The organism is Brevundimonas abyssalis TAR-001 (assembly GCF_000466985.1).
Taxonomy (GTDB): domain Bacteria; phylum Pseudomonadota; class Alphaproteobacteria; order Caulobacterales; family Caulobacteraceae; genus Brevundimonas; species Brevundimonas abyssalis.
The window spans coordinates 1-26,922 of record NZ_BATC01000037.1 but is presented as its reverse complement, the minus strand read 5'-3'; the positions used below and the strand labels follow the sequence as shown (position 1 = coordinate 26,922).

24 protein-coding genes, 2 tRNA genes and 4 pseudogenes are annotated in these 26,922 nt (G+C 66.9%); 20 read left to right on the top strand and 10 right to left on the bottom strand.

Features of this window, described 5'->3' with window-relative positions; all coding sequences use genetic code 11:
- Positions 1–460 (bottom strand): annotated as a pseudogene (locus MBEBAB_RS09970) (hypothetical protein); the annotation flags it as partial.
- Between the two features lie 213 nt (positions 461–673).
- Here MBEBAB_RS09970 and MBEBAB_RS09965 point away from each other — a divergent pair.
- Positions 674–1,069 carry an NADH:ubiquinone oxidoreductase subunit NDUFA12 gene (locus MBEBAB_RS09965; RefSeq protein ID WP_045319168.1) on the top strand — a complete coding sequence of 132 codons (396 nt, stop codon included), beginning with the start codon at positions 674–676 and terminating at the stop codon, positions 1,067–1,069.
- Positions 1,066–1,779, top strand: coding sequence for a DUF2155 domain-containing protein (locus MBEBAB_RS09960; RefSeq protein WP_021697848.1), 714 nt, complete (start codon positions 1,066–1,068; stop codon positions 1,777–1,779). The genes MBEBAB_RS09965 and MBEBAB_RS09960 overlap by 4 nt, the downstream gene beginning before the upstream one ends.
- Here the strand turns inward: MBEBAB_RS09960 and aat are convergent.
- Positions 1,746–2,420 (bottom strand): leucyl/phenylalanyl-tRNA--protein transferase, encoded by a 675-nt coding sequence (gene aat, locus MBEBAB_RS09955; RefSeq protein WP_021697847.1) that lies wholly within the window; start codon positions 2,418–2,420, stop codon positions 1,746–1,748. The genes MBEBAB_RS09960 and aat overlap by 34 nt on opposite strands.
- A 39-nt stretch (positions 2,421–2,459) precedes the next feature.
- Here aat and MBEBAB_RS09950 point away from each other — a divergent pair, with 39 nt between their 5' ends.
- Complete coding sequence (locus MBEBAB_RS09950; protein ID WP_148291502.1) at positions 2,460–3,506, top strand: hypothetical protein; 1,047 nt, start codon at positions 2,460–2,462, stop codon at positions 3,504–3,506.
- 3 nt (positions 3,507–3,509) lie between these two features.
- Here the strand turns inward: MBEBAB_RS09950 and accC are convergent.
- The 3 genes and pseudogenes from accC to aroQ all read right to left on the bottom strand — a co-directional run bounded on the left by accC (position 3,510) and on the right by aroQ (position 5,866).
- Positions 3,510–4,861: pseudogene (gene accC / locus MBEBAB_RS09945) on the bottom strand (acetyl-CoA carboxylase biotin carboxylase subunit).
- Between the two features lie 3 nt (positions 4,862–4,864).
- The gene (accB, locus tag MBEBAB_RS09940; RefSeq protein ID WP_021697844.1) at positions 4,865–5,374 is read right to left on the bottom strand and encodes an acetyl-CoA carboxylase biotin carboxyl carrier protein; all 510 of its coding nucleotides are present in this window, start codon (positions 5,372–5,374) and stop codon (positions 4,865–4,867) included.
- A 27-nt stretch (positions 5,375–5,401) separates the two neighbouring features.
- On the bottom strand, positions 5,402–5,866 hold the full coding sequence (aroQ, locus tag MBEBAB_RS09935) for a type II 3-dehydroquinate dehydratase (RefSeq protein WP_021697843.1): 465 nt from the start codon (positions 5,864–5,866) through the stop codon (positions 5,402–5,404).
- Between the two features lie 89 nt (positions 5,867–5,955).
- On the opposite strand from aroQ, the gene thiS reads away from it, so the two are divergent.
- Entirely contained in the window at positions 5,956–6,153 is a 198-nt protein-coding gene (gene thiS / locus MBEBAB_RS09930; protein ID WP_021697842.1) for a sulfur carrier protein ThiS, read from the top strand.
- Positions 6,154–6,284: 131 nt separating this feature from the next.
- On the opposite strand, the gene MBEBAB_RS18070 is transcribed toward thiS, so the two are convergent.
- Positions 6,285–6,953, bottom strand: coding sequence for a serine hydrolase domain-containing protein (locus MBEBAB_RS18070; protein ID WP_052516783.1), 669 nt, complete (start codon positions 6,951–6,953; stop codon positions 6,285–6,287).
- Positions 6,923–7,549 (bottom strand): serine hydrolase domain-containing protein, encoded by a 627-nt coding sequence (locus MBEBAB_RS18065; protein ID WP_021697840.1) that lies wholly within the window; start codon positions 7,547–7,549, stop codon positions 6,923–6,925. Before MBEBAB_RS18065 ends, MBEBAB_RS18070 begins: the two co-directional genes overlap by 31 nt.
- Before the next feature lie 105 nt (positions 7,550–7,654).
- On the opposite strand from MBEBAB_RS18065, the gene fabG reads away from it, so the two are divergent.
- The 10 genes from fabG to MBEBAB_RS09875 all read left to right on the top strand — a co-directional run bounded on the left by fabG (position 7,655) and on the right by MBEBAB_RS09875 (position 16,310).
- Entirely contained in the window at positions 7,655–8,395 is a 741-nt protein-coding gene (gene fabG / locus MBEBAB_RS09920; protein ID WP_021697839.1) for a 3-oxoacyl-[acyl-carrier-protein] reductase, read from the top strand.
- Between the two features lie 191 nt (positions 8,396–8,586).
- On the top strand, positions 8,587–8,826 hold the full coding sequence (locus tag MBEBAB_RS09915; protein ID WP_021697838.1) for an acyl carrier protein: 240 nt from the start codon (positions 8,587–8,589) through the stop codon (positions 8,824–8,826).
- Between the two features lie 105 nt (positions 8,827–8,931).
- A complete protein-coding gene (gene fabF, locus MBEBAB_RS09910) occupies positions 8,932–10,212 on the top strand; it encodes a beta-ketoacyl-ACP synthase II (protein WP_021697837.1) in 1,281 nt (426 codons plus the stop codon).
- 1 nt (position 10,213) lies between these two features.
- A complete protein-coding gene (mltG, locus tag MBEBAB_RS09905) occupies positions 10,214–11,317 on the top strand; it encodes an endolytic transglycosylase MltG (protein WP_021697836.1) in 1,104 nt (367 codons plus the stop codon).
- On the top strand, positions 11,317–12,198 hold the full coding sequence (locus tag MBEBAB_RS09900) for a YicC/YloC family endoribonuclease (protein ID WP_021697835.1): 882 nt from the start codon (positions 11,317–11,319) through the stop codon (positions 12,196–12,198). Before mltG ends, MBEBAB_RS09900 begins: the two co-directional genes overlap by 1 nt.
- On the top strand, positions 12,188–12,829 hold the full coding sequence (gmk, locus tag MBEBAB_RS09895) for a guanylate kinase (RefSeq protein WP_021697834.1): 642 nt from the start codon (positions 12,188–12,190) through the stop codon (positions 12,827–12,829). Before MBEBAB_RS09900 ends, gmk begins: the two co-directional genes overlap by 11 nt.
- Positions 12,830–13,041: 212 nt before the next feature.
- Positions 13,042–15,438, top strand: a complete 2,397-nt coding sequence (gene lon, locus MBEBAB_RS09890) for an endopeptidase La (protein WP_021697833.1) — start codon at positions 13,042–13,044, stop codon at positions 15,436–15,438.
- Positions 15,439–15,607: 169 nt separating this feature from the next.
- Positions 15,608–15,883, top strand: a complete 276-nt coding sequence (locus tag MBEBAB_RS09885) for an HU family DNA-binding protein (protein WP_021697832.1) — start codon at positions 15,608–15,610, stop codon at positions 15,881–15,883.
- A 61-nt stretch (positions 15,884–15,944) separates the two neighbouring features.
- Positions 15,945–16,020: transfer RNA gene (locus MBEBAB_RS09880), tRNA-Val, on the top strand.
- Between the two features lie 56 nt (positions 16,021–16,076).
- Entirely contained in the window at positions 16,077–16,310 is a 234-nt protein-coding gene (locus MBEBAB_RS09875; RefSeq protein ID WP_021697831.1) for a hypothetical protein, read from the top strand.
- Here the strand turns inward: MBEBAB_RS09875 and MBEBAB_RS09870 are convergent.
- Positions 16,287–19,478, bottom strand: coding sequence for an autotransporter outer membrane beta-barrel domain-containing protein (locus tag MBEBAB_RS09870; RefSeq protein ID WP_021697830.1), 3,192 nt, complete (start codon positions 19,476–19,478; stop codon positions 16,287–16,289). The two genes, MBEBAB_RS09875 and MBEBAB_RS09870, sit on opposite strands and share 24 nt — an antisense overlap.
- A 357-nt stretch (positions 19,479–19,835) precedes the next feature.
- Between MBEBAB_RS09870 and MBEBAB_RS09865 the strand changes: the two genes are divergently transcribed.
- Positions 19,836–20,963: a glycosyltransferase gene (locus MBEBAB_RS09865; protein ID WP_370541133.1), complete on the top strand. Its 1,128-nt coding sequence runs from the start codon at positions 19,836–19,838 to the stop codon at positions 20,961–20,963.
- Positions 20,964–21,287: 324 nt separating this feature from the next.
- On the opposite strand, the gene MBEBAB_RS09860 is transcribed toward MBEBAB_RS09865, so the two are convergent.
- Both MBEBAB_RS09860 and MBEBAB_RS09855 read right to left on the bottom strand, forming a co-directional pair.
- A tRNA-Asp gene (locus tag MBEBAB_RS09860) sits at positions 21,288–21,364 on the bottom strand.
- 89 nt (positions 21,365–21,453) lie between these two features.
- Positions 21,454–23,046: an AbgT family transporter gene (locus MBEBAB_RS09855; protein WP_021697828.1), complete on the bottom strand. Its 1,593-nt coding sequence runs from the start codon at positions 23,044–23,046 to the stop codon at positions 21,454–21,456.
- A 199-nt stretch (positions 23,047–23,245) separates the two neighbouring features.
- On the opposite strand from MBEBAB_RS09855, the gene MBEBAB_RS09850 reads away from it, so the two are divergent.
- From MBEBAB_RS09850 to nuoE, 5 genes and pseudogenes are all read left to right on the top strand, one after another.
- Positions 23,246–23,623 carry an NADH-quinone oxidoreductase subunit A gene (locus tag MBEBAB_RS09850; RefSeq protein ID WP_045319163.1) on the top strand — a complete coding sequence of 126 codons (378 nt, stop codon included), beginning with the start codon at positions 23,246–23,248 and terminating at the stop codon, positions 23,621–23,623.
- The gene (locus tag MBEBAB_RS09845; protein ID WP_370541132.1) at positions 23,593–24,204 is read left to right on the top strand and encodes a NuoB/complex I 20 kDa subunit family protein; all 612 of its coding nucleotides are present in this window, start codon (positions 23,593–23,595) and stop codon (positions 24,202–24,204) included. The genes MBEBAB_RS09850 and MBEBAB_RS09845 overlap by 31 nt, the downstream gene beginning before the upstream one ends.
- The gene (locus tag MBEBAB_RS09840) at positions 24,201–24,857 is read left to right on the top strand and encodes an NADH-quinone oxidoreductase subunit C (protein WP_021697825.1); all 657 of its coding nucleotides are present in this window, start codon (positions 24,201–24,203) and stop codon (positions 24,855–24,857) included. The genes MBEBAB_RS09845 and MBEBAB_RS09840 overlap by 4 nt, the downstream gene beginning before the upstream one ends.
- Before the next feature lie 101 nt (positions 24,858–24,958).
- Positions 24,959–26,133 (top strand): annotated as a pseudogene (locus tag MBEBAB_RS09835) (NADH-quinone oxidoreductase subunit D).
- Positions 26,130–26,797 (top strand): annotated as a pseudogene (nuoE, locus tag MBEBAB_RS09830) (NADH-quinone oxidoreductase subunit NuoE). Before MBEBAB_RS09835 ends, nuoE begins: the two co-directional pseudogenes overlap by 4 nt.
- Positions 26,798–26,922 lie beyond the last annotated feature (125 nt).

Sequence of the window (26,922 nt, the reverse complement as noted above, 5' to 3'; positions counted from 1 at the left end):
GTGCGGCGGCGGCGGGATCGGCCAGATCGATGACGTCGCGGTCCGGGGTCTCAAGACCCTCATCGTCGGCGACCGGATGGATGCGGTGACCCCCGGCGGCGGCGGCGGCCGGGGCGGCGAGCCCCAGCAGCACGGCGCCGATCAGCTCCTCGGCGAAGGCGCGCGCGACGCCGACGCTCTCGAACAGACCCAGGGCATGCCCCCAGGCGGCCAGGCGGACGGCCCAGCGCCCGGGCCCGCCGTCCAGCAGTTCGGGGTGCAGAGGCGCGGTGAGGGCTTCGGGGGCGAGGTTGGGCAGATCGCCCGGCAGATCCCCGGCCCAGTCCAGCCAGGCTTCGATGCGGGCGGAGGGCCAGCCGGCGGGGGCGAGGACGGTCTGGATGCGGTCCGGCCGCTCCACGGCGCGCGGCTCCAGGGCCACGGCGGCGGCGGAATCGGTGAACCGGGATGAAAAGCGCATCGATGTCTCCGCGGTCATGGCGCGAGACTAGGGCCATGGCGGCGGGCGAGACAATAAATGTGGTTACTCGCGGCCGCTTACCCACAAGATATTGCGAATAATGGCGACAATCGGAATGCTGGACGCGGGGCGGCGCGGTTTCTATATTCGCGGCCGTTCAAGGGGCGCGTCGCCGCCCTGATTCCCATCACGAAAGCGTCCCAAGTGCTGAACCTGCTGGCCAAGATCTTCACCTGGTGGAACGGGGCCACCATCGGCACCCTGTTCACCATCGCCAAGCGCGGCGAACTGGTCGGCACGGACGAGTTCGGCAACCGCTATTACCAGTCGCGGGACACCACCAGCTATGACGGCCGCAAGCGCCGCTGGGTGATCTACGACGGCTACGCCGAGGCGACCAAGGTGGCGCCCGACTGGCACGGCTGGCTGCGCTACACCTTCGACGAGCCGCCGTCAGAGGACGGCATGGCGCGCCGCTCCTGGGAGCGGCCGCACCTTCCCAACCTGACCGGCACGCCCATGGCCTGGCGTCCCAAGGGCTCGCTGGCCGCCGAGGGCCGCCGTCCAGCCGCCACCGGCGACTATCAGGCCTGGACGCCCGAGGGATGACCCGCCGCGGCAGACTGCTGGCGGGCGTGGTGGCCATCGGACTGGCCGCCGCCGGGATCGGCGTGGCCCAGACCGAGCAGCAGCCGCAGGACGCCCAGCCTGTGCCTCAGGGCGAGCCCCAGCCCCAGCAGCCGGTGTCCGCGGATCCCGTCGCCGACATCCTGATCCGGCAACAGCAGGAGCAGGACGCCGCCCGTCGCGCCACCGAGGCCCTGAACCGCGCCCCGCCCGGCGCGCTGATGCAGGCCCAGCCCCGTCCCGCCGAACCGGTCGAACGGGCCGAAGCGGAAGAGGTCGAGGAAGACGAAACGGAAGACACGGAGCTGGCCGAGGCCGACACGGACGATGTTCCGGAGACGCTGGAGGAGCCCGAGGAGGCGCCCGCCCGCGAGCGTCGACCGGTGGCCATCATCCAGGCCCTGGACAAGACCACGGCAGAGACCATGCGCTTTGAAGTGCAGGTGGGCGGTCCGCCGGTTCGCTTCCGCAACAGCCTGATCTTCACGGCGCGGGCCTGCGAGGTGAACGCCGCCGACGATCCGCAGGAAGAGGCCGCGGCCTATCTGGAGATCCGCTCCCAGCCCAGCGGCACCAACCAGCCGACGCAGGCGCGTCAGGTGTTCCGGGGCTGGATGTTCGCCTCGGCCCCGGCGGTCAATCCGCTGGAGCACCCGAACTATGACGCCTGGGTCGTGGGCTGCCGGGCGTAGTCGACGGCCTGGGCGCCCGTCATCGGAGCCATGAAGGCGGGGAGATCGGGCGTGACGTCCAGAATCTCCTTGAGGGTGCGCAGATAGGCCGCCTGGGGCGTCTCCACAAAACCGAACTGCGACAGGTGCCCGGTCATGAACTGTGCGTCCAGCAGCCGCCAGCCGCCCTTGTTCATCCGCGCCACCAGATGGACCAGGGCGACCTTTGAGGCGTCGGTCGCCCGGCTGAACATGCTTTCGCCGAAGAAGGCCCCGCCCAGGGTCACGCCGTAGAGGCCGCCCACGAGCGCGCCATTGAGGCGACATTCGACGCTGTGGGCCGCGCCGCGGGCGTGCAGGGCCAGGTAGAGCTCGCGGATGGCGGCGTTGATCCAAGTGTCCTCACGGCCCGGCGCCGGCTCGGCGCAGGCGTCCAGAACCGCCTCGAAATCGGTGCTGACGCTGACGGCGAAGCGGTCCTGCCGCACCGTGCGGGCCAGCCGGGACGACAGACGGAAACGGTCCAACGGCAGGACGGCCCGCATGGCCGGCTCGACCAGATAGATTTCGGGGTCGTCGCGGCTGTCCGCCATGGGGAAGACGCCGGCGGCGTAGGCGGCCAGAAGCTCATCCGGCCCGAAGCGGGTGATGAAGTCCTTCATAGTGACTCCGCCCTCGCGAATGTGCCGACCGAGCTTCGCATGACGGCGATTGACGAAACCTGGGGGTCGACCTCTATTGCCGGGGGACTGTCGCAGGGGGGAGCGGTCTTGAAGCAATCGACTTTGGGCGAGCGGATAGCCCATGAACTCAGCACACTGGGCCTTGACACCAGCAAGTCATTTGAAGCGGCCCAACTGGTTGTCCAGACCGGATTCTCACTGCTGGGCGGTCTTGTGGTGGCCATTCTGGCGTATTGGCTCATACACTCAAACCAGATCAGGGCTGCGCGAGACGGGCGAAAGATCGAGCGCGCCCGTCTGCTGTACGATCTTGATCGGGAATATTTCAACCTGATGGCGACGCGCTGTCTGGTGAGAGCGCCCGGACGACCGCGCGCCGTTTACAGGGCTGATGAACTCTGGAACCTGGAATACGCCCTGACCAAGGATGTCATCTGGTTTGAAAAGATGCAGGTGCGCAAGAACATCCGAATCTACCATTCCATCAATCACTCCCGATATGTCCGCATCCATCGTGACTGGCTGATCGACACGCTGATCCTGCATCATGTCGCGGCCTGGGGGCGACGTATCGGCAACGGGGTGGAGGCGGGCATCCTGGATCGCCGCGACGTGGCCGGCATGTGGCGCAACATTCTGCCCTGGGCGCGGGACAACCGTTTTTCCTTCATGAAGGACATGTTCGGATCCAGCGCGCTCGACAGGCTTATTCGGGACGATCAGGAGCATGGACGGGAGGCCCGGGAGACACCGATGGCTTATGTCCGTGCAAAATGGCCGCTGAGAGGACTCCGTCTGGTCTTCCATCGTCTGGGCTTCGGATTCAGGTGGTGCCGCGACAGGATGGTGAGTTTTGTGGATTCTCGCCGCACGCTTCGTCGGACGCCCCCGGATCACTGGCCTGCCGATATCCTGCCGCTGTACGCGATCATTTACACCGTGGTCGCGCAGAGCATCATTCATGGGCAGTTGGACGCCCTGGATTACGCCTGTCTGATCGACCCTGACCCGACGGTTCAGGCGCGACTGGATGCCGAGATCAGGAACACGCTTTTGATGGCGTGACGCTCAGCCCTCGCCCTTCTGGCGTTTGGCCCAGTTCTCCAGCCAGTGGATGTCGTAGTCGCCGGACAGGATGTCAGGCTCGTTCAACAGCTTCTGGAACAGGGGAATCGTGGTGTCGATGCCGCCCACGACCATCTCGTTCAGGCTGCGCTTCAGGCGGGCGACGCACTCGGCGCGGTCCCGGCCGTGAACGATCAGCTTGCCGATCAGGCTGTCGTAATAGGGCGGGATCGTATAGCGGCGTAGAGGGCGCTATCCAGCCGCACGCCCAGACCGCCCGGGGCGTGGAAATCATTCACCAGACCCGGCGAGGGGGTGAAGGTCTCGGAATTCTCGGCGTTGATCCGGACCTCGATGGCATGGCCGTCGAAGGTGACCTGATCCTGGGTGAAGCTGAGCGGCAAGCCGGCGGCGATGCGGATCTGCTCGCGCACCAGATCGACGCCGGTGATCATTTCCGTAACCGGATGCTCGACTTGCAGGCGGGTGTTCATCTCGATGAAGAAGAACTCGCCGTCCTCCCACAGGAACTCGATGGTGCCGACGCCCAGATAGCCGATCTTGCCGATGGCCTTGTTGACCGTCTCGCCGATGGCGGCGCGCTCCTTCGCCGTCAGGGCCGGGGAGGGGGCTTCCTCCAGCACCTTCTGGTGGCGGCGTTGCAGCGAACAGTCGCGCTCGCCCAGGTGCACGACGTTGCCGTGGCTGTCGGCGATGACCTGGATCTCGATGTGCCGGGGCTTCTGGAGGTAGCGCTCCATGTAGACCGCGCCGTTGCCGAAGGCGGCCAGGGCCTCGGACTGGGCGGTCTGGACGGCCTCGACCAGATCGTCGGCGGTCAGGGCCACCTTCATGCCGCGTCCGCCGCCGCCCGCCGCCGCCTTGACGATCAGGGGGAAGCCGATGGCCTTTGACGCCTCGATGGCGGCCTCGATGGTCTCCACCTCGCCGTCGGAGCCGGGCACGCAGGGGATGCCGGCCTCCAGCACCGTCTGCTTGGCCGTGATCTTGTCGCCCATGACCCGGATATGCTCGGGCTTCGGCCCGATGAAGGTCATGCCGTGGGCCTCGACGATCTCGGCGAAGCGGGCGTTCTCCGACAGGAAGCCGTAGCCGGGGTGAATGGCCTGGGCCCCGGTGATCTCGGCCGCGGCGATGATCGAGGGGATGTTCAGATAGGACCTGGCCGCGGGGGCCGGGCCGATGCAGACGCTTTCGTCGGCCAGGCGCACCCACATGGCGCCCCGGTCAGCCTCGGAGTGCACCGCCACGGTGGAGATTCCCATCTCCTTGCAGGCGCGATGGATGCGCAGGGCGATCTCGCCCCGGTTCGCGATCAGGACCTTGGTGAACATGGCCTAGTCCTCGAGCAGGACGAGGGCTTCGCCGTATTCCACCGGCTGGGCGTCGCCCACCATGATGTCGACCACCACGCCGTCGCGGGGCGCGGCGATGGGGTTCATGGTCTTCATGGCTTCGACGATCAGCAGGGTCTGGCCCTTCTTGACCTTGTCGCCCGCCTGCACGAACGGCGGGGCCTCCGGCGACGGCTTCAGATAGGCGGTGCCGACCATGGGCGACTTCACCTCTTCGCCCTTGCGCGAGACGATGGTGGCCGGGTCCGACGGCATGGAGACGGGCGCGGGGGCCGGAGCCGGCGCGGCCTGGGCCGGGGCGGCGGCGTACTGCACCGGCGCGGCGGCGACGGTCAGCTCGCGGGCCACGCGGATCTTCAGATCGCCGCGCTCCACCTCGATCTCGGTCAGCTCGGTGTCGTTGAGGATGTCGGCCAGCTGGCGCACCAGCGCGGTGTCGATTTCGCCCGCCGGGTCGTTCGGCAATTTCTTGTCGGTCTTGCTGTCAGCCATGAGGTCGATGAGCCTTCGTGTGAGTCTTTATGAACGAGCCGAACCGCCGGCGCGTTCCTGCGCCAGCCGCAGGGCGGCCCTGACCGCCAGCTCGTAGCCGTGCGGGCCGAGGCCCGAAATGACGCCGGTCGCGGCCAGCGAAACATAGGAATGACGTCGGAACTCCTCCCGCGCCGCCGGATTGCTCAGATGGCACTCAATGACCGGAATGTCCAAGGTCTTGAGCGCATCCAGCAGGGCCACGGAGGTGTGGGTGAAGGCGGCCGGGTTGATGACCAGGGCCGAGGCCTTGCCGCGCGCCTCGTGAATCCAGTCCACCAGTTCGCCCTCGTGATTGGACTGGCGGAAGACGATCTCGGCGTCCGGCGCTGCGGCGCGGCACAGGGCCTCGATGTCGGAAAGGGTCTGGCGACCATAGATTTCCGGCTCGCGCTGCCCCAGCAGGTTGAGGTTGGGCCCGTTCAGCACATAGATGATGTCAGATCGGGCCATGGGCTCCGCCGCTCGCGATTCCGGGCGGCCTTTTAACTGAACGCGCGCGCGGGTCAAAGGCTCGCCGCAGAAGAGGTTGACCTAGCGTCATGCGTATCGAAGTCAACGGCGAACCCCGCGAGGTTGAGGCGGGCACGATTCTGGATCTGGTCGAGACCCTGGGCCTGGACCCGAAGAAGGTGGCGGTGGAGCGCAATCTGGAGATCGTGCCCCGGTCGCTGCACGCAGAGACGGCGCTGGCGAACGGCGACCGGATCGAGATCGTCCAGCTGGTCGGCGGCGGCTAGAGCCTGATCGGTTGAGGTGGAATCGCTTCGCGATTTCACCGATGCCGTGAATCAGGCTCTCGCTTTAAACTGGACCGAAATCTGAGCCCAGTTGGACTGCGTCCAACTGAACCGATTTCGGTCTGGGCGCTTCACGAAGACGCGGCGATGTCCGCCGCGATGGCCGCGCGCACGTCGCCCGCCACCGGGGCGGACTGGCCGAACTGCTGCAGCATGATGGTTCCGGCGGTGCGGCGCACGGGGTCCAGCCAGCCCTGGGTGCCCGCAGCCCCGCCCCAGCCGAACTCGCCGGGGGTGTCGCCGTCGGGCAGGCCGACTCCGCCGCCGAAGCCGAAACGGAAGGCGCCGTTCTCGGGGTTCACGCCTTCGGGCAGGATGTCGGAGCGGATGAGGCGTGCGGTCTCGGGCGTCATGACGCGGACCCGGCCCGCGCGTCCGTCATCAAGGATGGTGGTCAGGAAGGCCAGATAATCGCGGGTGGAGGACACCAGTCCTGCGCCGCCCGCGAACAGGGTGACCGGCTCGGCGTAGGCGGTTTCCGCCACCGGATCGACCACCTGGCGGCCGCCGTCGGCGTAGTTGTAGAGGGCCGCGAACCGGCGACGGTCGCCGGCGCCGCGCAGGCGCCAGACGGTGTCGTCCATGCCGATCGGGTTGAACAGACGGCGCTGCACGAAGTCGGGGAAGCTCATGCCGGAGGCCCGCTGGATCACCAGTCCCAGCACGTCCAGCGAGATGGAATAGAGGTATTCCGTGCCCGGCTCGTACATCAGGGGGATGTCAGCCAGGGCCCGGGCCATGCGTCCAGATCGCGCACCTTCGGCCCGTCGATCTCGCGCGGCGACAGGTTGTAGCCGGTGACCGGGAAGATCCCCGCCCGGCTGTAGGCGTTGGCCACCGGCTGGTCGCCGAAGAAGTGATAGGTGAAACCCGCCGTGTGGGTCAGCAGGTGGCGGACCGTCATGGTGCGGGTGGCGGGCCGCGCGTCCAGTCCGCTGGTCCGGTCGGTCACGACGGTCAGATTGGCGAACTCGGGAATGAACTGCGCCACCGGTGTGTCCAGGGTCAGCACGCCGTCCTCGATCAGCAGGGCGGCGGCCGCCCCGGTGACGGGCTTGGTCATGGAATAGATGCGCCACAGGGTGTCTTCATCGGCCGCCGCCGCGCCGTCGAAGTCCAGCGATCCGGCCTCCAGGAACACGTCCTGTCCGTCGGGCATGCGCACACCGACGCTGATTCCCGGGACGTGGCCCGCCGCCACATGCCGGTCCATGGCCGCCTGGGTCGAGGGGAGCCGCTGCGCCGCCTCCGCTGGCGTGATGCCATTCGCGCAGCCCGCCAGCGCCAGACCCGCACCGGACAGCAACAGATGACGCCGGTTCAGATGGATGGTCATGGCGAGCCTCCCGTTATCGCTACCCTTGGACCTTCCCCCGGAAAACTGGCGATGTCGAGCGCATCGGGCTAGGACGACGGCCACAGGATTCCCAGGAGACACTCCATGTTCAATCTTTCGGGCAAGACGGCGCTGGTGACGGGCGCGACGGGCGGCATCGGCGGGGCGGTGGCCCGGGCGCTGCATGCCCAGGGCGCCAGCGTGGTGCTGTCCGGCACGCGCGAGTCGGTGCTGGCCGATCTGGCGGGCGAACTGGGCGAGCGGGCCTTCGCCGCCGCCGCCAACCTGTCGGACCCCGATTCGGTGGACGGCCTGGTGGCGCGGGCGGAAGAGGCCGCGGGCGCGCCGCTGGACATCCTCGTGGCCAACGCGGGCATCACCAAGGACGGCCTGCTGATGCGCATGAAGGACGAGGAGTGGGACGCCGTCATCAAGATCAATCTGGAAAGCTATTTCCGTCTGGCCCGCGCGGCCGTGAAGGGCATGATGAAGCGCCGCTCGGGCCGCATCATCGGCATGGCCTCCGTGGTCGGCGTCACCGGCAACCCCGGCCAGACCAACTATGCGGCGTCCAAGGCCGGCATGATCGGCTTTTCCAAGGCCCTGGCCCAGGAAGTGGGCTCGCGCGGGATCACGGTGAACTGCATCGCGCCGGGCTTCATCGCCAGCCCCATGACCGACGCCCTGAACGACCAGCAGCGCGACGCCATCCTGACCCGCATCCCGGCCGGCCGCCTCGGCACGGGCGACGAGATCGCGGCAGCGGCCGTCTATCTGGCCTCGGACGAAGGCGCCTATGTCACCGGCCAGACCCTGAACGTGAACGGCGGCATGGCGATGATCTGAGCCGGGACCGGTTCCCTCACATTCCTGTCATGACGGGCTGTTTCCTCCCGTTTCAGGCGTGCTAAACATCAATTCGCGCTACCAGCCACCGGTTCCGTGGGCTATGGGACTTGCGAAACCAGCGGCTTCGTGACAACGGAGCGCGACCAGAAAGACCGCCACTAAGGCGTATCTAGGAAGGCATTAGATTCATGTCCGATACTCTCGAACGCGTCCGCAAGATCGTCATCGACCACCTGGACGCCGATCCGGACAAGGTGACCGAAAAGGCCAGCTTCATCGACGACCTGGGCGCCGACTCGCTCGACAACGTCGAGCTGGTGATGGCCTTTGAAGAAGAATTCGACATTGAGATTCCCGATGACGCGGCCGAGCACATCCAGACGGTCGGCGACGCGGTGAAGTTCATCGACGAGAAGACCGCGGGCTGATTTCGGCTCACGATCAACGGTAATTCGGCGGCCGCCGGCCTGTTCCTTTGCGGGACCGACCGGCGGCCGTTACTGTTTAAGGCTTAGGTTCTTGAGGAGCTGACCATGCGCCGCGTCGTCATCACTGGCATCGGCCTCGTCACCCCCCTGGGTTGGGGCGTCGAACACAGCTGGCGAAACATCCTGGACGGCAAGTCCGGCGCCGGCCAGATCACGGTCTTCGACACCGAAGGCTACGGCTGCACCATCGCCTGCGAGGTGCCGTCCGTGGACGGACGGGGCGGCGGCGGGCCGGACACGCCCGGCAGCTTCGACCCCGATCAGATCATGTCGGCCAAGGACCGCAAGCGCGTCGACGACTTCATCCTGTTCGCCATCGCCGCCGCCGACGAGGCCCTGGCCGACGCGAACTGGAAGCCCGAATCGACCGAGGACCAGGAAGCCACCGGCGTCATGATCGGCTCCGGCATCGGCGGTCTCGGCCCCATCGCCGACACCGCCATCGTGCTGAAGGAGCAGGGTCCGCGCCGGGTCAGCCCGTTCTTCATCCCCTCGGCCCTGATCAATCTGGCGTCCGGCCAGGTGTCGATCCGTCACGGCCTCAAGGGCCCGAACCACTCTGTCGTCACCGCCTGCGCCACGGGCGCCCACGCCATCGGTGATGCGGCGCGCATGATCGCCCTGGGCGACGCGGACGTGATGGTGGCCGGCGGCGCGGAAAGCGCCATCGTGCCTGTGGGCATCGCCGGATTCCTGGCCTGCCGCGCCCTGACCACCAGCTTCAACGACGCGCCGGAAAAGGCCAGCCGTCCCTATGATCGGGACCACGACGGTTTCGTCATGGGCGAGGGCGCGGGCATTCTGGTGCTGGAGGAGTACGAGCACGCCAAGGCCCGCGGCGCCAAGATCTACGCCGAGGTGGCGGGCTACGGCATGAGCGGCGACGCCTATCACATCACAGCCCCGTCCGAGGACGGGGAGGGCGGCTACCGCGCCATGCAGATGGCGCTGAAGCAGGCCGGAATGCAGGCGTCGGACATCGACTACGTCAACACCCACGGCACTTCGACCATGGCCGACTGGATCGAGCTGAAGGCCATCGAGCGAGTGCTGGGCGACCATGCGAAGAACGTCTCCCTGTCCTCGACCAAGTCCATGATCGGCCACCTGCTCGGCGCCGCCGGGGCGGTGGAGGCGGCGTTCTGCGCCCTGGCCATCCGCGACCAGACCGCGCCGCCGACCATCAATCTGGATGATCCGGAACACGAGACGGCCATCGACATGGTCAGGGACAAGGGCAAGGCGCGGAAGATCGATGTGGCCGTGTCCAACAGCTTCGGCTTCGGCGGCACCAACGCCTGTCTGATCCTGAAGTCGGTGTCCTGAGATGGCCCTGTTCCGTCGGCGGGGGGAAACGCCGGAACAGAAGAAGGGCGGTCTGATCGCCGGCCTGATCGGCGCCACGGCCACGCTCAGCCTGGTGGCCATCGCCGGGCTGGTCTGGGTCTGGAGCGTCTACTGGGGGCCGGGTCCGCAGGCGGGGCAGGGCGAGACCACGACCGTGATCCTGCGCTCCGGCGCCGGGGTTTCGGAAATCGGCGCGGCCCTGCACGAGGCCGGGGTGATCCGGTCGCCCGACATGTTCCGCGCCGCCGCCAGCCTGAGCGGCGCCGACCGGCGGCTGCGCGCGGGCGAGTACGAGATCGAATCACGCCTGTCGCTGGCCGGGGTCATCGACAAGCTGGTGTCAGGCGAGGTGGTGCGCCACTTCGTGACCCTGCCTGAGGGCCGGTCGTCGACCCAAGCCTGGGACATCCTGAACGCCGAAGAGGTGCTGACCGGCGAGATCCCGATCCCGCCCGAGGGCTCGCTGCTGCCGGAAACCTATGAAGTCACGCGTGGGGAAACCCGCGCCGAGGTGGTGCGCCGCATGCAGCAGGCCCACGACGAACTGCTGGCCGAGCTCTGGGCCGGGCGCGCGCCGAACCTGCCCATCGACACGCCGGAAGAGGCCGTGATCCTCGCCTCCATCGTCGAGAAGGAGACCGGCCTGGCCGAGGAAAGGCCCCAGGTGGCGGCGGTGTTCATCAGCCGGCTGCGTCGCGGCATGCGGCTGGAGAGCGATCCCACCATCGTCTACGGCGTCAACGGCGGCCGTCCGCTGGGCCGCGGCATTCGCCGCTCCGAGTTGCAGCGCCAGACGCCCTACAACACCTATCTGATCGACGGTCTGCCGCCGACGCCCATCGCCAATCCGGGCCGCGAGGCCCTGGCCGCCGTGCTGAACCCGCCCGAGACCGAATATCTGTTCTTCGTCGCCGACGGCACGGGGGGCCACGCCTTCGCCCGCACCTATGACGAACACCTGCGAAACGTGGCCCGCTGGCGCGCCATCGAGGCCCGGCGGGCGGGGGAGCCGGCCGAGACGGCCCCGCCCGAGGCGGTGCTGGAGGATGCGCGCGAGGATGCGGCGGGGGACGGCGAACCCTGATGGCGCAACTGACCAGCATGACCGGCTTCGGCCGGGCCGAGGGCGCCCATCAGGGCTGGACCTGGGCGGTCGAGGCGCGGTCGGTCAACGGGCGCAATCTGGAGGTCCGCTTTCGCGGCCCGCCGGGCTTCGACGGGCTTGAGCGATCCACGCGCGAGGCGGCGCAGGCCCGCTTCCAGCGCGGCCAGATCACCCTGGGGGTCCAGGCCCGCCGCGCCGAGGGCGATCAGGCTCTGGTCCTGAACGAGGCGGTGCTGGAGCAATACACGGCCATGGCCGAACGTCTGGCCGGGCGCGGCTTCGCCCAGGCCTCGGCCGACGGCTTGCTGGCCCTGCGCGGGGTCATGGAGGCGCCGCAGGAGGACGCCGACGCCGAGACCCGCGCCGCCCTCGAAGCGGCCATGACCGTCAGCATCAACGATGCGCTGGACGCCCTGTCGGTCTCGCGCGCCGCCGAGGGCGAGCGGCTGGCCCCGGTCGTCATTGGCCTGATCGAACGCATCGAGGTGCTGGTCGGGCAAGCGGAAACCGACGCCGCGGCCCAGACGGAGGCCATCCGTGAGCGCTTCACCCGCCGCATGAACGAGCTGGCGCCCGACGCACCGGATCTGGCGGACCGCATCGTTCTGGAGGCCGCCGCCCTGGCCGCCCGCGCCGACGTGCGCGAGGAGCTGGACCGGCTGACCGCCCACATCGATTCGGCGCGCGCCCTGTCGAAGGGCGGGGCGGTGGGCCGCAAGCTGGACTTCCTGATGCAGGAGTTCATGCGCGAGGCGAACACCCTGTGCTCCAAGTCCGCCACCACGCGGCTGACCGCCGTGGGCCTTGACCTCAAGGCCGCCATCGAACAGTTGCGTGAGCAGGTCCAGAATGTCGAATAACCACACCCCGCGCCGCGGCGTCCTGCTCATCGTCGCCAGCCCTTCGGGGGCGGGCAAGACTTCGCTGTGCCGTCGCCTGATGGCCGACCACGGCGGGCTGGAGCTGTCCATCTCCATGACCACCCGGCCCATCCGCCCCGGCGAGGTGGACGGCCGCGACTACAATTTCGTCAGCCACGAGGAGTTCCAGCGGCTGGTGGATCAGGACGCGTTCCTGGAATGGGCCGACGTGCATGGCCAGCGTTACGGCTCGCCGCGCGGCCCCATCGACCGGGCCCTGGCCGAGGGCCGGGACGTGCTGTTCGACATCGACTGGCAGGGGGCGGCCCAGGTCGCCGAGAAATGCCCCGAAGACGCGGTGCGCGTCTTCATCCTCCCGCCCAGCCTCGAGGAGCTGCGACGTCGGCTGATCACCCGGTCGCAGGATGCGCCGGAGGTGATCGAGCGGCGCATCAAGAACGCCAAGGGCGAGATCGAGCACTGCGACGTCTTTGACTACGTCTTCGTCAACGACGATTTCGACCGCTCCTACGCCGAGCTGGCCCACATCTACCATGCCGAGCGCAGCCGCCGTTTCCGCAATCTCTGGGTCGCCGACTACAAGGCCGCCCTGCTGCGCGAAGTGGTGTGATACGTCCCTGACGGGCTGACCGTTGGCGGCCGTCCTGCGTCGTCCGGCGGGCGCGTGGGGGCATCACGGTTCTGTGGCCGGATTTCCGTCAAGCTTGAACCGCCCGCGTTTGACGCCACATACTCTTCCGAACACCGTCGGAATCGGCGGACGGTCCGAATGTCCGGGCCGTGGGTCCAAGATGATCGAGGGCCCTGAAAGCAGTGAGCATCATGTCCGAGTCCAAGATTCTCCCCGTCCTGCCGCTTCGCGACATCGTCGTTTTCCCGCACATGGTCGTGCCCCTGTTCGTGGGCCGCGAGAAATCCGTGCGCGCCCTCGACGAGATCATGAAGGGGGAAAAGCAGATACTGCTGGCCACCCAGAAGAACTCGGTGGACGACGATCCGGCGCCCGGCGCCATCTATCCCATCGGCGTGCTGGCCACGGTCCTGCAGCTGCTGAAGCTGCCCGACGGCACCGTGAAGGTGCTGGTCGAGGGCAAGTCGCGCGCGCGCCTGACGGCCTTCACCGAGCGGGAGGAGTTCTACGAGGCCAGCGCCGTCGAGATCGACGATGAGGACGGCGACGCCGAGGAGGCCGAGGCCCTGATCCGCGCCGTGGTCGAGCAGTTCGACAGCTATGTGAAGCTGAACAAGAAGATCCCGCCCGAGGCGCTCAGCTCCATTCCGCAGATCACCGACCCGTCCAAGCTGGCGGACTCGGTGGCCGCGCACCTGTCGGTCAAGATTTCCGACAAGCAGAGCCTGCTGGACACCATCAGCGTGCCGCGCCGCCTGGAAAAGGTCTACGGCCTGATGGAGGGCGAGATCAGCGTCCTGCAGGTGGAGAAGAAGATCCGCTCGCGCGTGAAGCGTCAGATGGAGAAGACCCAGCGCGAATATTATCTGAACGAGCAGATGAAGGCGATCCAGCGCGAGCTGGGCGAGACCGACGATCAGCGCGACGAAATCCTCGAGATCGAGACGCGCATCCGCAAGACCAAGCTGTCCAAGGAAGCGCGCGCCAAGGCCGAGGCCGAGGTCAAGAAGCTGCGCAACATGTCGCCCATGTCGGCGGAATCCACCGTGGTGCGGAACTATCTGGACTGGTTGCTGTCGATCCCGTGGGGCAAGGCGCGCACCAAGCCCATCGACCTGGCGAAGGCCGAGACCATTCTCGAGGAGGACCACTATGGTCTGGAGAAGGTCAAGGAGCGGATCATCGAGTATCTGGCCGTTCAGGCGCGCACCAACAGCCTGAAGGGGCCGATCCTGTGCCTGGTGGGCCCTCCCGGCGTCGGCAAGACGTCGCTGGCCGCCTCCATCGCCAAGGCGACGGGCCGTGAGTACGTGCGCATGTCGCTGGGCGGCGTGCGGGACGAGGCCGAGATCCGCGGCCACCGCCGCACCTACATCGGCTCCATGCCCGGCAAGATCATCCAGTCCATGAAGAAGGCCAAGACCACCAACGCCTTCGTGCTGCTGGACGAGATCGACAAGCTGGGCGCCGACTGGCGCGGGGACCCGTCCTCGGCCCTGCTGGAGGTGCTGGACCCGGCGCAGAATTCGACCTTCGGCGACCACTATCTGGAGGTGGACTACGACCTGTCGAACGTCATGTTCGTGACCACGGCCAACAGCCTCAACATGCCCCAGCCGCTGATGGACCGGATGGAGATCATCCGCGTCGCCGGCTACACCGAGGACGAGAAGGTCGAGATCGCCAAGCGGCACCTGCTGCCCAAGCTGGCCAAGGACCATGGCCTGAAGGAGGGCGAGTGGATCGTGCCGGACGAGACCATCCGCGACACTATCCGCTACTACACCCGCGAGGCCGGCGTGCGTTCGCTGGAGCGGGCCCTGGGCGGGCTGGCCCGCAAGGCCGTGCGCGAGATGGCGCGCGGTGATGTCCTGTCGATCACCGTGGATGACGCCAAGCTGGCCGAATACGCCGGTGTCCGTCGATACCGCCACGGCGAGACGGACGAGGAGGATCAGGTCGGCATCGTCACCGGTCTGGCCTGGACCGAGTTCGGCGGCGACATCCTGACCATCGAGGCCATCAAGATGCCGGGCCGCGGCCGCATGACCGTGACCGGCAACCTCAAGGAGGTGATGAAGGAGTCCATCTCGGCCGCCGCCAGCTATGTGCGCGCCCGGGCCCTGGCCTTCGGCGTCAAGCCGCCGGTGTTCGAGAAGACCGACATCCACGTGCACGTGCCCGACGGCGCGACGCCCAAGGACGGCCCCTCGGCGGGCGTGGCCATGACCGTGGCCATGGTCTCGGTGCTGACCGGCATCCCGATCCGCAAGGACATCGCCATGACCGGCGAGATCACGCTGAGGGGCCGGGTCACGGCCATCGGCGGCCTGAAGGAGAAGCTGCTGGCGGCCCTGCGTTCGGGCGTGAAGACGGTGCTGATCCCGCAGGAGAACGAGAAGGACCTCGCCGAGGTGCCGGACAACGTCAAGGCGGCGCTGGAGATCGTGCCGGTGTCCACCGCCGATGAGGCGCTGAAGTGGGCCCTGACGGGCAACCTGACGCCGGTGGAGTGGGACGAGGAGACGGAACCCCTTCCGCCTGCCCCGCCTGCGGGGACCGGCGCGGAGACCGTCATCAGCCACTGATCGGTGAGAAAATCCTGCGAAAAGGCCGAAAAACCCCCAATTTAAAGGGATTGCGGGCGGTTTCCCTTTTGACGCGAGGGAAAAGCTGTCCTTTAGTCGGGGCGTAGGGCTTAGGCCGAGTCGTCTTTCAGACGGCAGCTGCGCCCATATAGGGCTGGAGAAAATTGTAATGACGAAAGCTGAACTCATCGCCGCCATCTCCGATGGCGCCGGGATCACCCGCGACCAGGCCAAGAAGTCCCTGGACGTGTTCACCGAAAGCGTGACCAAGGCGCTGAAGTCCGGCGAGGACGTGCGTCTGGTCGGTTTCGGCAGCTTCGTGGCGACCGAGCGCAAGGCTGGTCTGGCGCGCAACCCGCGCACCGGCGAGACCGTTCAACGCCCGGCCTCCAAGACCGCGCGCTTCCGCGTCGGCGAAGGTCTGAAGAGCGCCCTGAACGGCTAAACCGTTTATGCGTTGTTTCGATCAGGGCGCGGGCCGTGCGGTCCGCGCCCTGTTCAATTGAGGGCGGCTAGCTCAGCTGGAAGAGCATCTCGTTTACACCGAGAGGGTCGGCGGTTCGAACCCGTCGCCGCCCACCAATCCGTCAGCTTTCGTGGCTTGAGGCCGACACCCGCGCACGGGCATAGGCTGGCAGATGCTGACCCTTGTGCTGATTTCCACGATTCTCGCCACGTCCGTCGACACCGACTGGAGCGGGCAGGGCGCCTGGCCTGCGCCGCGCGAGGGCTATGCCGGCGTTACGGCGCCGAAGACGCCGCCGCGTGGAGACCCCGCGGCGCGGCGCGCCCTGTTCGCGGGCAAGGTGGAGGCCGCCTGGCTTTTGGCCGGCGGCGTTCCGCAGCAATCAGAACCGGAAGCTTGCCCGTAGCAGCAGGGCGTAGCGGACGTAATCGTCCAGGAACTCCGCATCGGCCTCGACGGCCAGCATGCCGAGCTCGTTGCCCACGTTCAGACGCAGGCCGACGATCGGACCGCCCCCTTCGAGACTGTCGGCCATGAGATCGAAGCCGGGACCGCCGCTGAGGAAGCGGGCCGTGGTGATCCCGCCGTCGTGGGAGATGATCTGACGCCAGCCGACCCGAAGCTCGGGACGCAGCCACTGGTTCTCGCCGAAGCCCATGCCGAAGTTCAGGGCGGCCGTGGTCGAGAAGATGTGGCCGTCCCGGTCCTCGATCGCCAGATTGAAGCCGTCGCCGCCGCCGGTTTCCTCGAAGCCGTCTTCGCTCAGGGCGAAATATTCGGCCAGGACTTCCGGCCGCAGGCTGTAGCGGCCGAAATTGCGTTCGTAGGACGCGCCAGCCGCGGCCGTGACCGTGTAGCCGTTCCAGTCGGCCTCGGCGCGGCGCAGGATGCCTTCGCCCACGAACTGTCGGACCGATTCAAAGCTGGCGTAGCCGCCCGCCGCACGGGCCCAGGTGGTCCAGGAGCCGCCCTGGGCGCGCCAGTAGAGGCCCAGTTCGATCAGATTGGCCGACAGACGCTCTTCAGCGGCCGCGCCCGGCTCTTCGAGATCCGAGGAGGTGAAGGCCGTGGACACGCCGATGGCGCCGAAGGCCGTTCCCCGTTCCACGCCGCCGGCGAAGCCGAAGCCCTCCGACTTGAAGCCGTAGGCGTTGTCGGTCTCCTTGTCGGCGTAGAAATTGATTTCTTGCAGCCAGGCGCTGGTCTCGCCGCGCGCGGCGCTGTTGTTGCGGCCGGCGAGGGCCCGGGTCACCGCATCCACACCCGAGGCCAGGGAGATCAGGGCGCCGCCCGAATGATCCGGCAGCATCTGCTCGTACACGGCCATCAGGCCGTCGCGCTCGTTCTGGCCAAGGAAGGCGTTGCGCAGCTCCTCGTCCGAATTCAGGGCGTTGTAGACCGCATCAAAGGCCGCAGATTCCGACTGGATCATGCCGATCTCGTCGGCGGTGCGGCGACGCACGTCCAGGTAGACCTGGCCGGCGGCTTCATCCGCCCCGGCCTCGACCACGAACAGGAAGGGCGAGTTCTCCGTGAGCGAGCTCTCGTCGATATCGCCGAATTCCAGCACGCCCGCCTCGATGACGACGTAACGGGTCGGATCATCCACGAGCGAGATGAAGCGGGCGCCGAGACCGGCGCCGTCCGCGAAACTGGCGGTTCCCGACACGTTGAACCCGCCGGACGTTCCCGCCGCCGGATCGATGGTGAGGATCAGATCGCCGTCGGCGCCGACGGACAGGCTGCTGATGTCGAGAGAGCCGGCCTGCTGGGCGTCCAGGAGCCCGCTGGCCACGTCGATGGAGAGCAGGCCGCCGGTGGCGGACAGGGCGCCCCGAACCTCGGCGTCGCCGCTGATCAGCAGTCTGTCCGCGCCGGACCCGAAATCGATGTTTCCGTAAACGAACCCGTCACGGATATCCACGGTGTCGGCCCCCGAGCCGAGCAGGATGTCGCCGCTGATCACCGGGGAGGTGATGCCGCTGGCGGGCGGATCCTCGGGATCCGTCTCCAGAAGGAGCTGGGTCAGGGTGACCCCGGTTGTGTTGGCGCTGACGTCGATGGCGACGCGCTGCCCTTCGGCGGGAATGACCTCGCCGTCTTCATCCCGCGTCGAGACCGTGGTCGCCTGGATGACGCCGATGTTGTCGATCTGGGTGAGGGTGCCGCTGAGGTCGCGAATGGTCACCGCATCGCCGAGCGCACCGGTGAGAACCGATTGCAGGCGGCCGGAATTGTACAGGGCCGGCAGGCTGGCGCCGGCTTCGACAAGAATCGCCGTGGCGTCATGGCCGCCGTCGGTCACCGCGCCGCCAAGGATCGTGCCCGAGTTGTAGAGAATGGGGGTCGTGGCGCCGGCGCCGAACCGGACCGCCGTCGCGGCGGCCTCTCTCGAACGCGCTTCGACGCCCCCTTCATTTCTGAAGCCGCCCTCGATGGTGACGGCGTTGCCGCCGGCGACGCCGATCTGAATGCCGGTCGCCTCGACGCCGTCATAGACGCCCGAGGCCGTCACGCCTCCGCGGTTGATGAAGCCGTAGGCGAGTTCGTCCGCCCCCACGAGGCCCAGGGTGATGTCCCGGGTTTCCGAACCGATCTCGATGGCGGGCGCGGAGCCGAATGAGGTGATGCTGGCGGTTGTCTGTTCAGAGTCCGGAACGCCGTCACCGTCCGTGTCCGGGTTCTCCTCATCGTCGTCCTCATCCTCGTCTTCGACGGGGGGAGCCGTTGTGGCCAGCAGAACGCCTCCGGCCACGTTGCCGCTGATGCGGACGGCAGGACCGCCGATCAGGAGGTCGTCCTCGTCCAGGGCCTCCACCGCCTCCTCGTTGGCGGAGCGGCCGGTATAGCGGAAACCGGTCACGGTGATGTTGCCGTCGATGCGCAGGGATCCGCCGATATCGCCTTCCAGCGACACGCCGACCGTATCCTCGCCACGCGCAGTGATGGCGCCGCCGACCCAGACATCGCCGTCGACATTTCCCGTGCTGCGGATCGCATAGGAGCCGTCGCCGGTCATGGTGACGCTGCCGCGCATCACCAGGTCGCCCGTCAGTCCAGCCTCATTGAAGATGCCGTAGGAGTTGTTGCCCTCGACCGTAATGGCGCCCTGACGGCCGACGGTGATGCCGCCGTCCAGCGCCTCGGCGCCGACGACGCGAATGCCATAGCGATCCGACCCGATGGCGAAGGGACCGTCCAGGTCGCCGTCCTCGTCCTCGTCCTCGCCTTCGTGATCCTCGGTGATGCTGATCAGGCCGTTGACCTCGATCGAGCCGGAGTTGCCGCCTTCCGCCAGAATCGCGGTGGCGCCGTCCTCGGCGTCCTCCATCTGGATCAGTCCGCCGTTGGCGATCGTGATGTCGTTGTCGGAGTTCAGGGTCGCGGCGACGCCGGTGGCGATTCTGAGCGTGCCGCCATTGGTGATCACCACATCGTCCGCTTCGCCGTTGTTGGCGTTCGCGGTCAGAATCGGCGTGGTGCGCGTGTTCGAAATCTCGGTGTCGGCGTGAGCGGCCCCGGCGGCGATGGCGAGAGGTGCGAGCGCGACAGCGGCCGCGAGCAGTTTACGCATGGATTAAGAACCCCTTGGTGACGCGCGCCCGATACAGTCTGACCCCGAGTCCGGGACCGAACGGCACGCCCCAAGTTTCTCGAATTTGAGGCGATTGCAAGGCCGTCCCCCTCATAGCCGTGATGAAGCTGTCGTGCAAAGCCATGCACGCCTGCGACATCAGAAAGCTTGACCGTTACTGTGGTGGAGCGCACGCATCCAACGCTCGCGCTTGCGCGTTGCAGCCTTATGGGTAAGGCGGAGTAAGGAATGATCGACGTTCAGGAAAGCGAAGTTCAGCTGATTCCCGGCCGGGACGAAAAGGTGGCGAACACTTTCAGCAGTGTGAAGGGCGCTTCAGCCGACCCCAGAACCCGGATGGTCGACACCACCATGCTTTATGCGCCCCGGTCCGGCGGCGTGAAACGCTATCTGCTGGCCAAGAAGGCCTGGCTGGAGGCGAACCGGCCCGAAATCGCCCACACCCTGGTCGTGCCGGGCGCGCGCTATCATTCGCGTCCGGGCCTGCTGACACTGCAGGCGCCCAAACTGCCGTTCGGCGACGGATACCGTTGGCCCACGTCCATCAAGCGCTGGAGCGCATGGGTGGCGGCGACCCACCCCCACCTGATCGAGGCCGGCGACCCCTACACGCCCGGGCAGGCGGCCCTGGAGGCCGGGCAGCGGGCGGGATGTCCGGTGATCGGCTTCTGTCATTCGGATCCGGCTGCGCTGGCGGCGCTGCATTTCGGTGAATGGGCCAAGAAACCGGTGGAGAAGCGCTGGTCGAAGCTGTTCTGCCAGTTCGACCGGGTGGTTTCGCCCAGCCGCTACATTGCTCGCCGCCTGGAAGAGGCGAGGGTGTCCAACATCGTGGTCCAGCCCCTGGGCGTGGAGGTGGACACCTTCCGACCGGAGCGGGCGGACCGGGCCGATCTGCTGAAGCAGCTGGGCCTGAAGTCCGATGCGCGGCTGCTGGTGTTCGCCGGGCGGCCCGCGCGTGAGAAGAACATCGACGTCCTGATCCGGGCGGTCCAGAAGCTGGGCGCGCCCTATCATCTTGTGCTGGTGGGCGCGGGCATGGGCCTGCCCCGCGAGGACCGGGTGATCTCCCTGCCTTACGAATCAGACCCGAAGGCCGTGGCGCGGATCGTGGCCAGCTGTGACGCCTTCGTGCACGCCAACGACCACGAGCCCTTCGGCCTGATCGTGCTGGAGGCCATGGCGTGCGGTCGCCCCGTGGTGGGCGTGAACGCCGGCGGGGTGGCCGAGACCGTGGACCGCGAGGTCGGCGAACTGGCCGAGGCCGCCGAGCCTGCCGCCTTCGCCGCCGCCGTCGAGGCCCTGTTCGCGCGGGATGTGGAGGCCCTGGGCCAGGCCGCGCGTCTGCGGGCGGTCCAGCGGTTCTCCTGGGGGCGGGTCTTCGAGGACCTGTGCATGGTCTATGGCGACGTCAGCGGCCAGACCGCCTTCGTCCAGCCGGGTGTGTCCTATCCGGTCCACTGAGACGGTCGGACGCAAAGACAGTCCAATGAGAGTCTCACAAGTCCCACGGCGCGCGCCGGAGGCCTCCATAGGGCTGGGCGAATCTGAACGGAAGCGGGCCGGGCTGGTGACACTCAAATGAGTCTCACCGGTATCGACGGCTGATTCCGGTCTCCTACGCGGCTGCTGACCAGGCCGTCAGTTCAATTGCGTCCGAAGATGGTGGGCGTAAAGCGCCGTGAAATTCGCGCAAAACCTTGCCGCGGACGGCATTCGCGCGTGGAAATGCGGGATTACGGCCGACGATGGGGGAATTGAAAAGCGCCATTCCCTCGAAAGAAGGAATGGCGCGAGTGACGGGGCTCGAACCCGCGACCTCCGGCGTGACAGGCCGGCACTCTAACCAACTGAGCTACACCCGCGTATTCCCTCGTCGCGAAGCGGTGCGTCGCGGCGAGGGGCGTCGTTTAGGCGGCGCCCCTCGCGCCGTCAAGCGGCATAAGTCATGAAATTACCGCCCCGACGGTTCCGGCGCCGCCGGGCCCACCGGATTGGCGGGCTGGGCGGCCTCGGCGGGGGTGGGAAGATCGTAGTGCACCCCGGCGCCGGGCCCCAGCGGCAAGGCGGCGGCGGCCCAGGCGCCAGTCATGATCGAGCCGAAGATCATGAAGACCATCGAATAGGGGATCATGATCGCCATCAGGCTGCCCATGCCGAAATCCTTGTCCCAGCGGTGGCAGAAGGTCAGCACCAGCGGGAAATAGACCATCAGGGGCGTGATGATGTTGGTGACCGAGTCGCCCATGCGGTACGCGGCCGTGGTCATCTCGGGGCTGATGCCCAGCAGCATCAGCATGGGCACCAGGATCGGGGCCAGGAAGGCCCATTTGGCCGAGGCCGAGCCCACGAAGATGTTGATGAAGCCCGCCACGATGACGATGGCGAACAGCAGGCCGAAGGTGTTCAGGCCCGACTGGCTGATCAGCTCGGCGCCGCCGATGGCCATGATGGCCCCCAGATTCGACCAGTTGAACATGGCCACGAAGTGCGCCGCCACGAAGGCCAGGACGATGTAGGGCGCCATGTCGGCCATGGCCTGGGAGGTCATCCTGACGATGTCCCGGTGCGATTTCACCGTGCCCGCGGCGACGCCGAAGGCCACGCCGGTGAGCAGGAACAGCACGAAGAAGGCCGCCACCAGGGACTGATAGAACGGCTGCAGCCGGGCGGCGGAGTCCGCGCCTTCAGGATCGACCAGAGGCGCGCCGGGCGCGAACACCATGGCCGCCCATCCGCCGATGACCACCAGCGCAGCCAGGCCGGCCATCCACAGGCCGCGACGCTCGGCCGGGGTGGTGTCGCCGTCCGAGATCTGGATCGGCGAATCATCCTTCTGGACCCAGGCGCCCAGGCGCGGCTCGATCATCTTGTCGGTGACCCACCAGCCCAGGGGCACGAACATCACGGTCATGGCGACGATGAAGAACCAGTTGCCCGCCGGATTCATGGTCCAGCTGGGGTCGATCAGCTGAGCGGCCGGCTCGGTGATGCCCAGCAGCAGGACGTCCAGCTGGCCGGGGAAGATGTTCGCCGAGAAGCCTGCAGATACACCGGCAAAGGCCGCGGCGATGCCGGCGATGGGGTGGCGGCCCGCGGCGGCGTAGAGCACGCCCGCCAGAGGCACCAGAACCACATAGGCCGCGTCCGCCGCGTGGTTGCCGATGATGGCGATGAAGATGACCATGGGCGTGAGGAGGAAGGCGGGGGCGCGTTTCACGGCCGCCCGCATGCCGGCGGAAAACAACCCTGTGCGCTCGGCCACGCCTGCGCCCAGCATGACCACCAGGACATAACCCAGGGGCGCGAAGCCGGTCAGGGTCCGGGGCATCTCAACGAACAGCTGCCGAAGGTTGTCGGGTGAAACCAGGCTCTCCGCAACGATCGGCGCGCCCGTCACCGGATTGACGGCGGCCCAGCCTGCATAGGTAGCGAAGACGCTGACCCCCATCAGGATGGCGATGAGCCAGACAAAGATGAACACCGGATCCGGCAGCTTGTTGCCCGCCTTCTCGACCCCGTTCAGCAGCCAGTTGCCGATGCCCATGCGCCCAATTTCCTGATCTTCGGCCCCTCGAGCCTAGTTTGACCCAAAGGGAGAGGCGTTAGGGTGAAAAATCAACCCTCAAGGTTGCGAACCATTCTCAACAAAATCCTTGTACGACATGGGTTTGAACCGTTCGCGTCTTGGGTCTAGAAGACGCGCGAATCCGCCGCCTCCCCCCGGCGAACCAGGCGTGGTCTCGATGAACGAATTTCTGCTCGAATATCTGCCGATCGTGGTCTTCTTCGGGATCGCGACGGTGCTTGGACTCGGCTTCATGATCGCCGCCTGGGTGCTGGCGCCCAAGAATCCCGACACCGAGAAGCTGTCCGCCTACGAGTGCGGCTTCAACGCCTTCGACGATGCGCGGATGAAGTTCGACGTGCGGTTCTATCTGGTGTCGATCCTGTTCATCATTTTCGATCTGGAGATCGCCTTCCTGTTCCCGTGGGCGGTGGCGATGATGGGCATGCCGGGCGAGCATATGGTGTTCGCCTTCTGGTCGATGATGGTGTTCCTGGGCGTGCTGACCATCGGGTTCCTTTACGAATGGAAGAAGGGGGCCCTGGAATGGCAGTGACCGCCAAGACGGCTTCGGGCCTGGTCGTGCCGCCCGCCTATGGGGTGGGCGCGCGCTCGACGGTCGAGGGATACGATCCCGCGAAGCACGACCGGTTCTTCGAGCAGGTCAGCGACGAGCTGGACCAGCGCGGCTTCATCACCGCCTCGCTGGATGACGTCATCACCTGGGCCCGCACCGGCAGTCTGATGTGGATGACCTTCGGTCTGGCGTGCTGTGCGGTTGAGATGATGCAGGCGTCCATGCCGCGCTATGACATGGAGCGCTTCGGCATGGCCCCGCGCGCCAGTCCGCGGCAATCGGACCTGATGATCGTGGCCGGAACCCTGACCAACAAGATGGCGCCCGCACTTCGCAAGGTTTACGATCAGATGCCGGACCCGCGTTACGTGCTTTCGATGGGCTCGTGCGCCAACGGCGGCGGGTATTACCACTACAGTTACAGTGTTGTTCGTGGTTGTGACCGCGTTGTGCCTGTCGACGTCTATGTGCCGGGGTGCCCGCCGACGGCGGAGGCGCTGCTGTACGGGCTGCTGCAGCTGCAGAAGAAGATTCGCCGCACCGGGACGATCGACCGATGACCGATGTGATGACCAAGGCTGAAAAGTCCCTGGGCACGCTGGGCCGCGCCATCCAGAAGGCCGGCGGCAAGGCCGTGACCGGCTGGAGCGTGGCGTTCGGCGAACTGACCGTCGAGGTTCGCCGCGATGACATCGTGGCGGTCCTGACCAGGCTGCGGGACCAGTTCGAGTTCCAGCAGCTGACCGATCTGGCGGGGGTGGACTATCCCGAGCGGGTCGAGCGGTTCGACGTGGTCTATCACCTGCTGTCGTTGACGAAGAACCTGCGCCTGCGGGCGCGGGTGACGACGGACGAGCGCGCGCCCGTGCCCAGCATCACCGGCGTCTATCCGGCGGCGGACTGGTTCGAGCGCGAGGCGTTCGACATGTACGGCATGCTGTTCTCGGGCCACCCGGACCTGCGCCGGTTGCTGACCGACTACGGCTTCCAGGGCTATCCCCTGCGCAAGGACTTCCCCATGACCGGCTATGTGGAAGTCCGCTACGACGAGGCGCAGAAGCGGGTGGTCTATGAACCCGTCAAGCTGGCCCAGGAATTCCGGAATTTCGACTTCCTGTCGCCATGGGAAGGCGCCGAATACGCCGCGTCGGTCCTGCCGGGCGACGAGAAGGCGATCGGCTCGGCCGGCAAGCCCAGCGGAGGCAAGGCGTGATGGCTGACGGTCACGACACGATGCGCAAGGCGGAGCTGGACGCGCGAGACGAAACGGCGCTGGAAACCGGCGCCGTGGCGTTCGCCGCGCCGGTGAAGGACATGGACGACCGCAAGTTCACCATCAATTTCGGGCCGCAGCACCCGGCGGCGCATGGAGTGCTGCGTCTGGTGCTGGATCTGGACGGGGAGGTGGTGACGCGGGTGGACCCGCACATCGGCCTGCTGCACCGGGGTACGGAAAAGCTGATGGAGGCGCGGACCTACCTTCAGAACATCCCGTACTTCGACCGCCTCGACTATGTGGCGCCGATGAATCAGGAGCACGCCTTCTGCCTGGCCATCGAGAAGCTGGTGGGCATCGAGGTTCCGTACCGGGCCCAGCTGATCCGGGTGCTGTATTCGGAGATCGGCCGGATCCTGAGCCACCTGCTGAACGTCACGACCCAGGCCATGGACGTGGGCGCCCTGACCCCGCCGCTGTGGGGGTTCGAGCAGCGCGAACAGCTGATGGTGTTCTATGAGCGGGCCTGCGGCGCACGCCTGCACGCCAACTATTTCCGTCCCGGCGGCGTCCACCAGGACCTGCCCGACGACCTGATCAACGACATCTCGAAATGGTGCGAGGCCTTCCCGGAGGCCCTGAAGGACATCGAGAGCCTGGTCACCGAGAACCGCATCTTCAAGCAGCGCAACGTGGACATCGGGGTGGTCTCCAAAGAGGAGGCCCTGGCCTGGGGCTTCTCGGGCGTGATGCTGCGCGGCTCGGACATTCCGTGGGACCTGCGCAAGTCCCAGCCGTACGAATGCTATGACGAGATGGAATTCGACATCGTCGTGGGCAAGAACGGCGACTGCTGGGATCGGTACCTCTGCCGCATCGAGGAGATGAAGCAGTCGGTGCGGATCATGGAGCAGTGCATCCACAAGCTGCGCAATTTCCGCGGCCCGGTGATGGTCGAGAACAACAAGGTCGCGCCGCCGCGTCGGGGCGAGATGAAGCGGTCGATGGAAGCCTGATCCATCACTTCAAGCTGTACACCGAGGGCTTCCATACGCCGGAAGGCGAGGTCTATGCGGCGGTCGAGGCCCCCAAGGGCGAGTTCGCCGTCTATCTGGTGTCCGACGGCACCAACAAGCCGTACCGCTGCAAGATCGTGGCGCCCGGCTTCAAGCACCTGCAGGCCATGGACTGGATGAACCGCGGCCACATGCTGGCCGACGTGTCCGCCATCCTGGGCTCGCTCGACATCGTGTTCGGAGAGGTGGACCGATGAGCGTCCGACGTCTTGCCAAGGATCAACCGGCCTCGTTCGCCTTTTCGAAGGACACGAAGAAGAAGGCCGACTGGTGGATCGGCAAATATCCGGCGGAGCGGAAGGCTTCGGCAGTGATCCCGATCCTGTGGCTGGTGCAGAAGCAGGAGGCTGGGTCTCCGAGCCCGCCATCCGCGCCATCGCCGAGCTGCTGGGCATGCCGTTCATCCGGGTGCTGGAGGTGGCGACCTTCTACACCATGTTCCAGCTGGAGCCCGTGGGCCGCACCGCCCTGATCCAGGTGTGCGGCACCACACCGTGCATGCTGCGCGGCGCCAATGAGCTGATGGCCACCTGCCGCGAGAAGATCGGGCCCAAGGATCATCTGTCCGCCGACGGCCGCTTCACCTGGCAGGAAGTGGAGTGCCTGGGCGCCTGCGCCAACGCACCCATGGCCCAGATCAACGACTACTATTTCGAAGACCTGACGCCCGAGATTCTGGCGCAGATCATCGATGATTTCGCGGCGGGCAAGTCGCCGAAGGCCGGATCCTATGTGGGCCGGACCTCGTCAGAGCCGGAAGGCGGGGCCACGACCCTGACCGATCCGAAGCTGTATGACGGCTCGGCGGCCAGGCCGATCAAAAAGCTGCCCAACAGCGAACCGGCGAAGGAGACCGCATGACCGCTCTCCTTCCGCTCATCCCCGCGAACGCGGGGACCCAGTCCTGTCCAGCTCGCGTCAACGCTTCAGGACCTGGGTCAGCGCGCGTCTTTTTGAACACCGATCACCCAAATCACTGGGTCCCC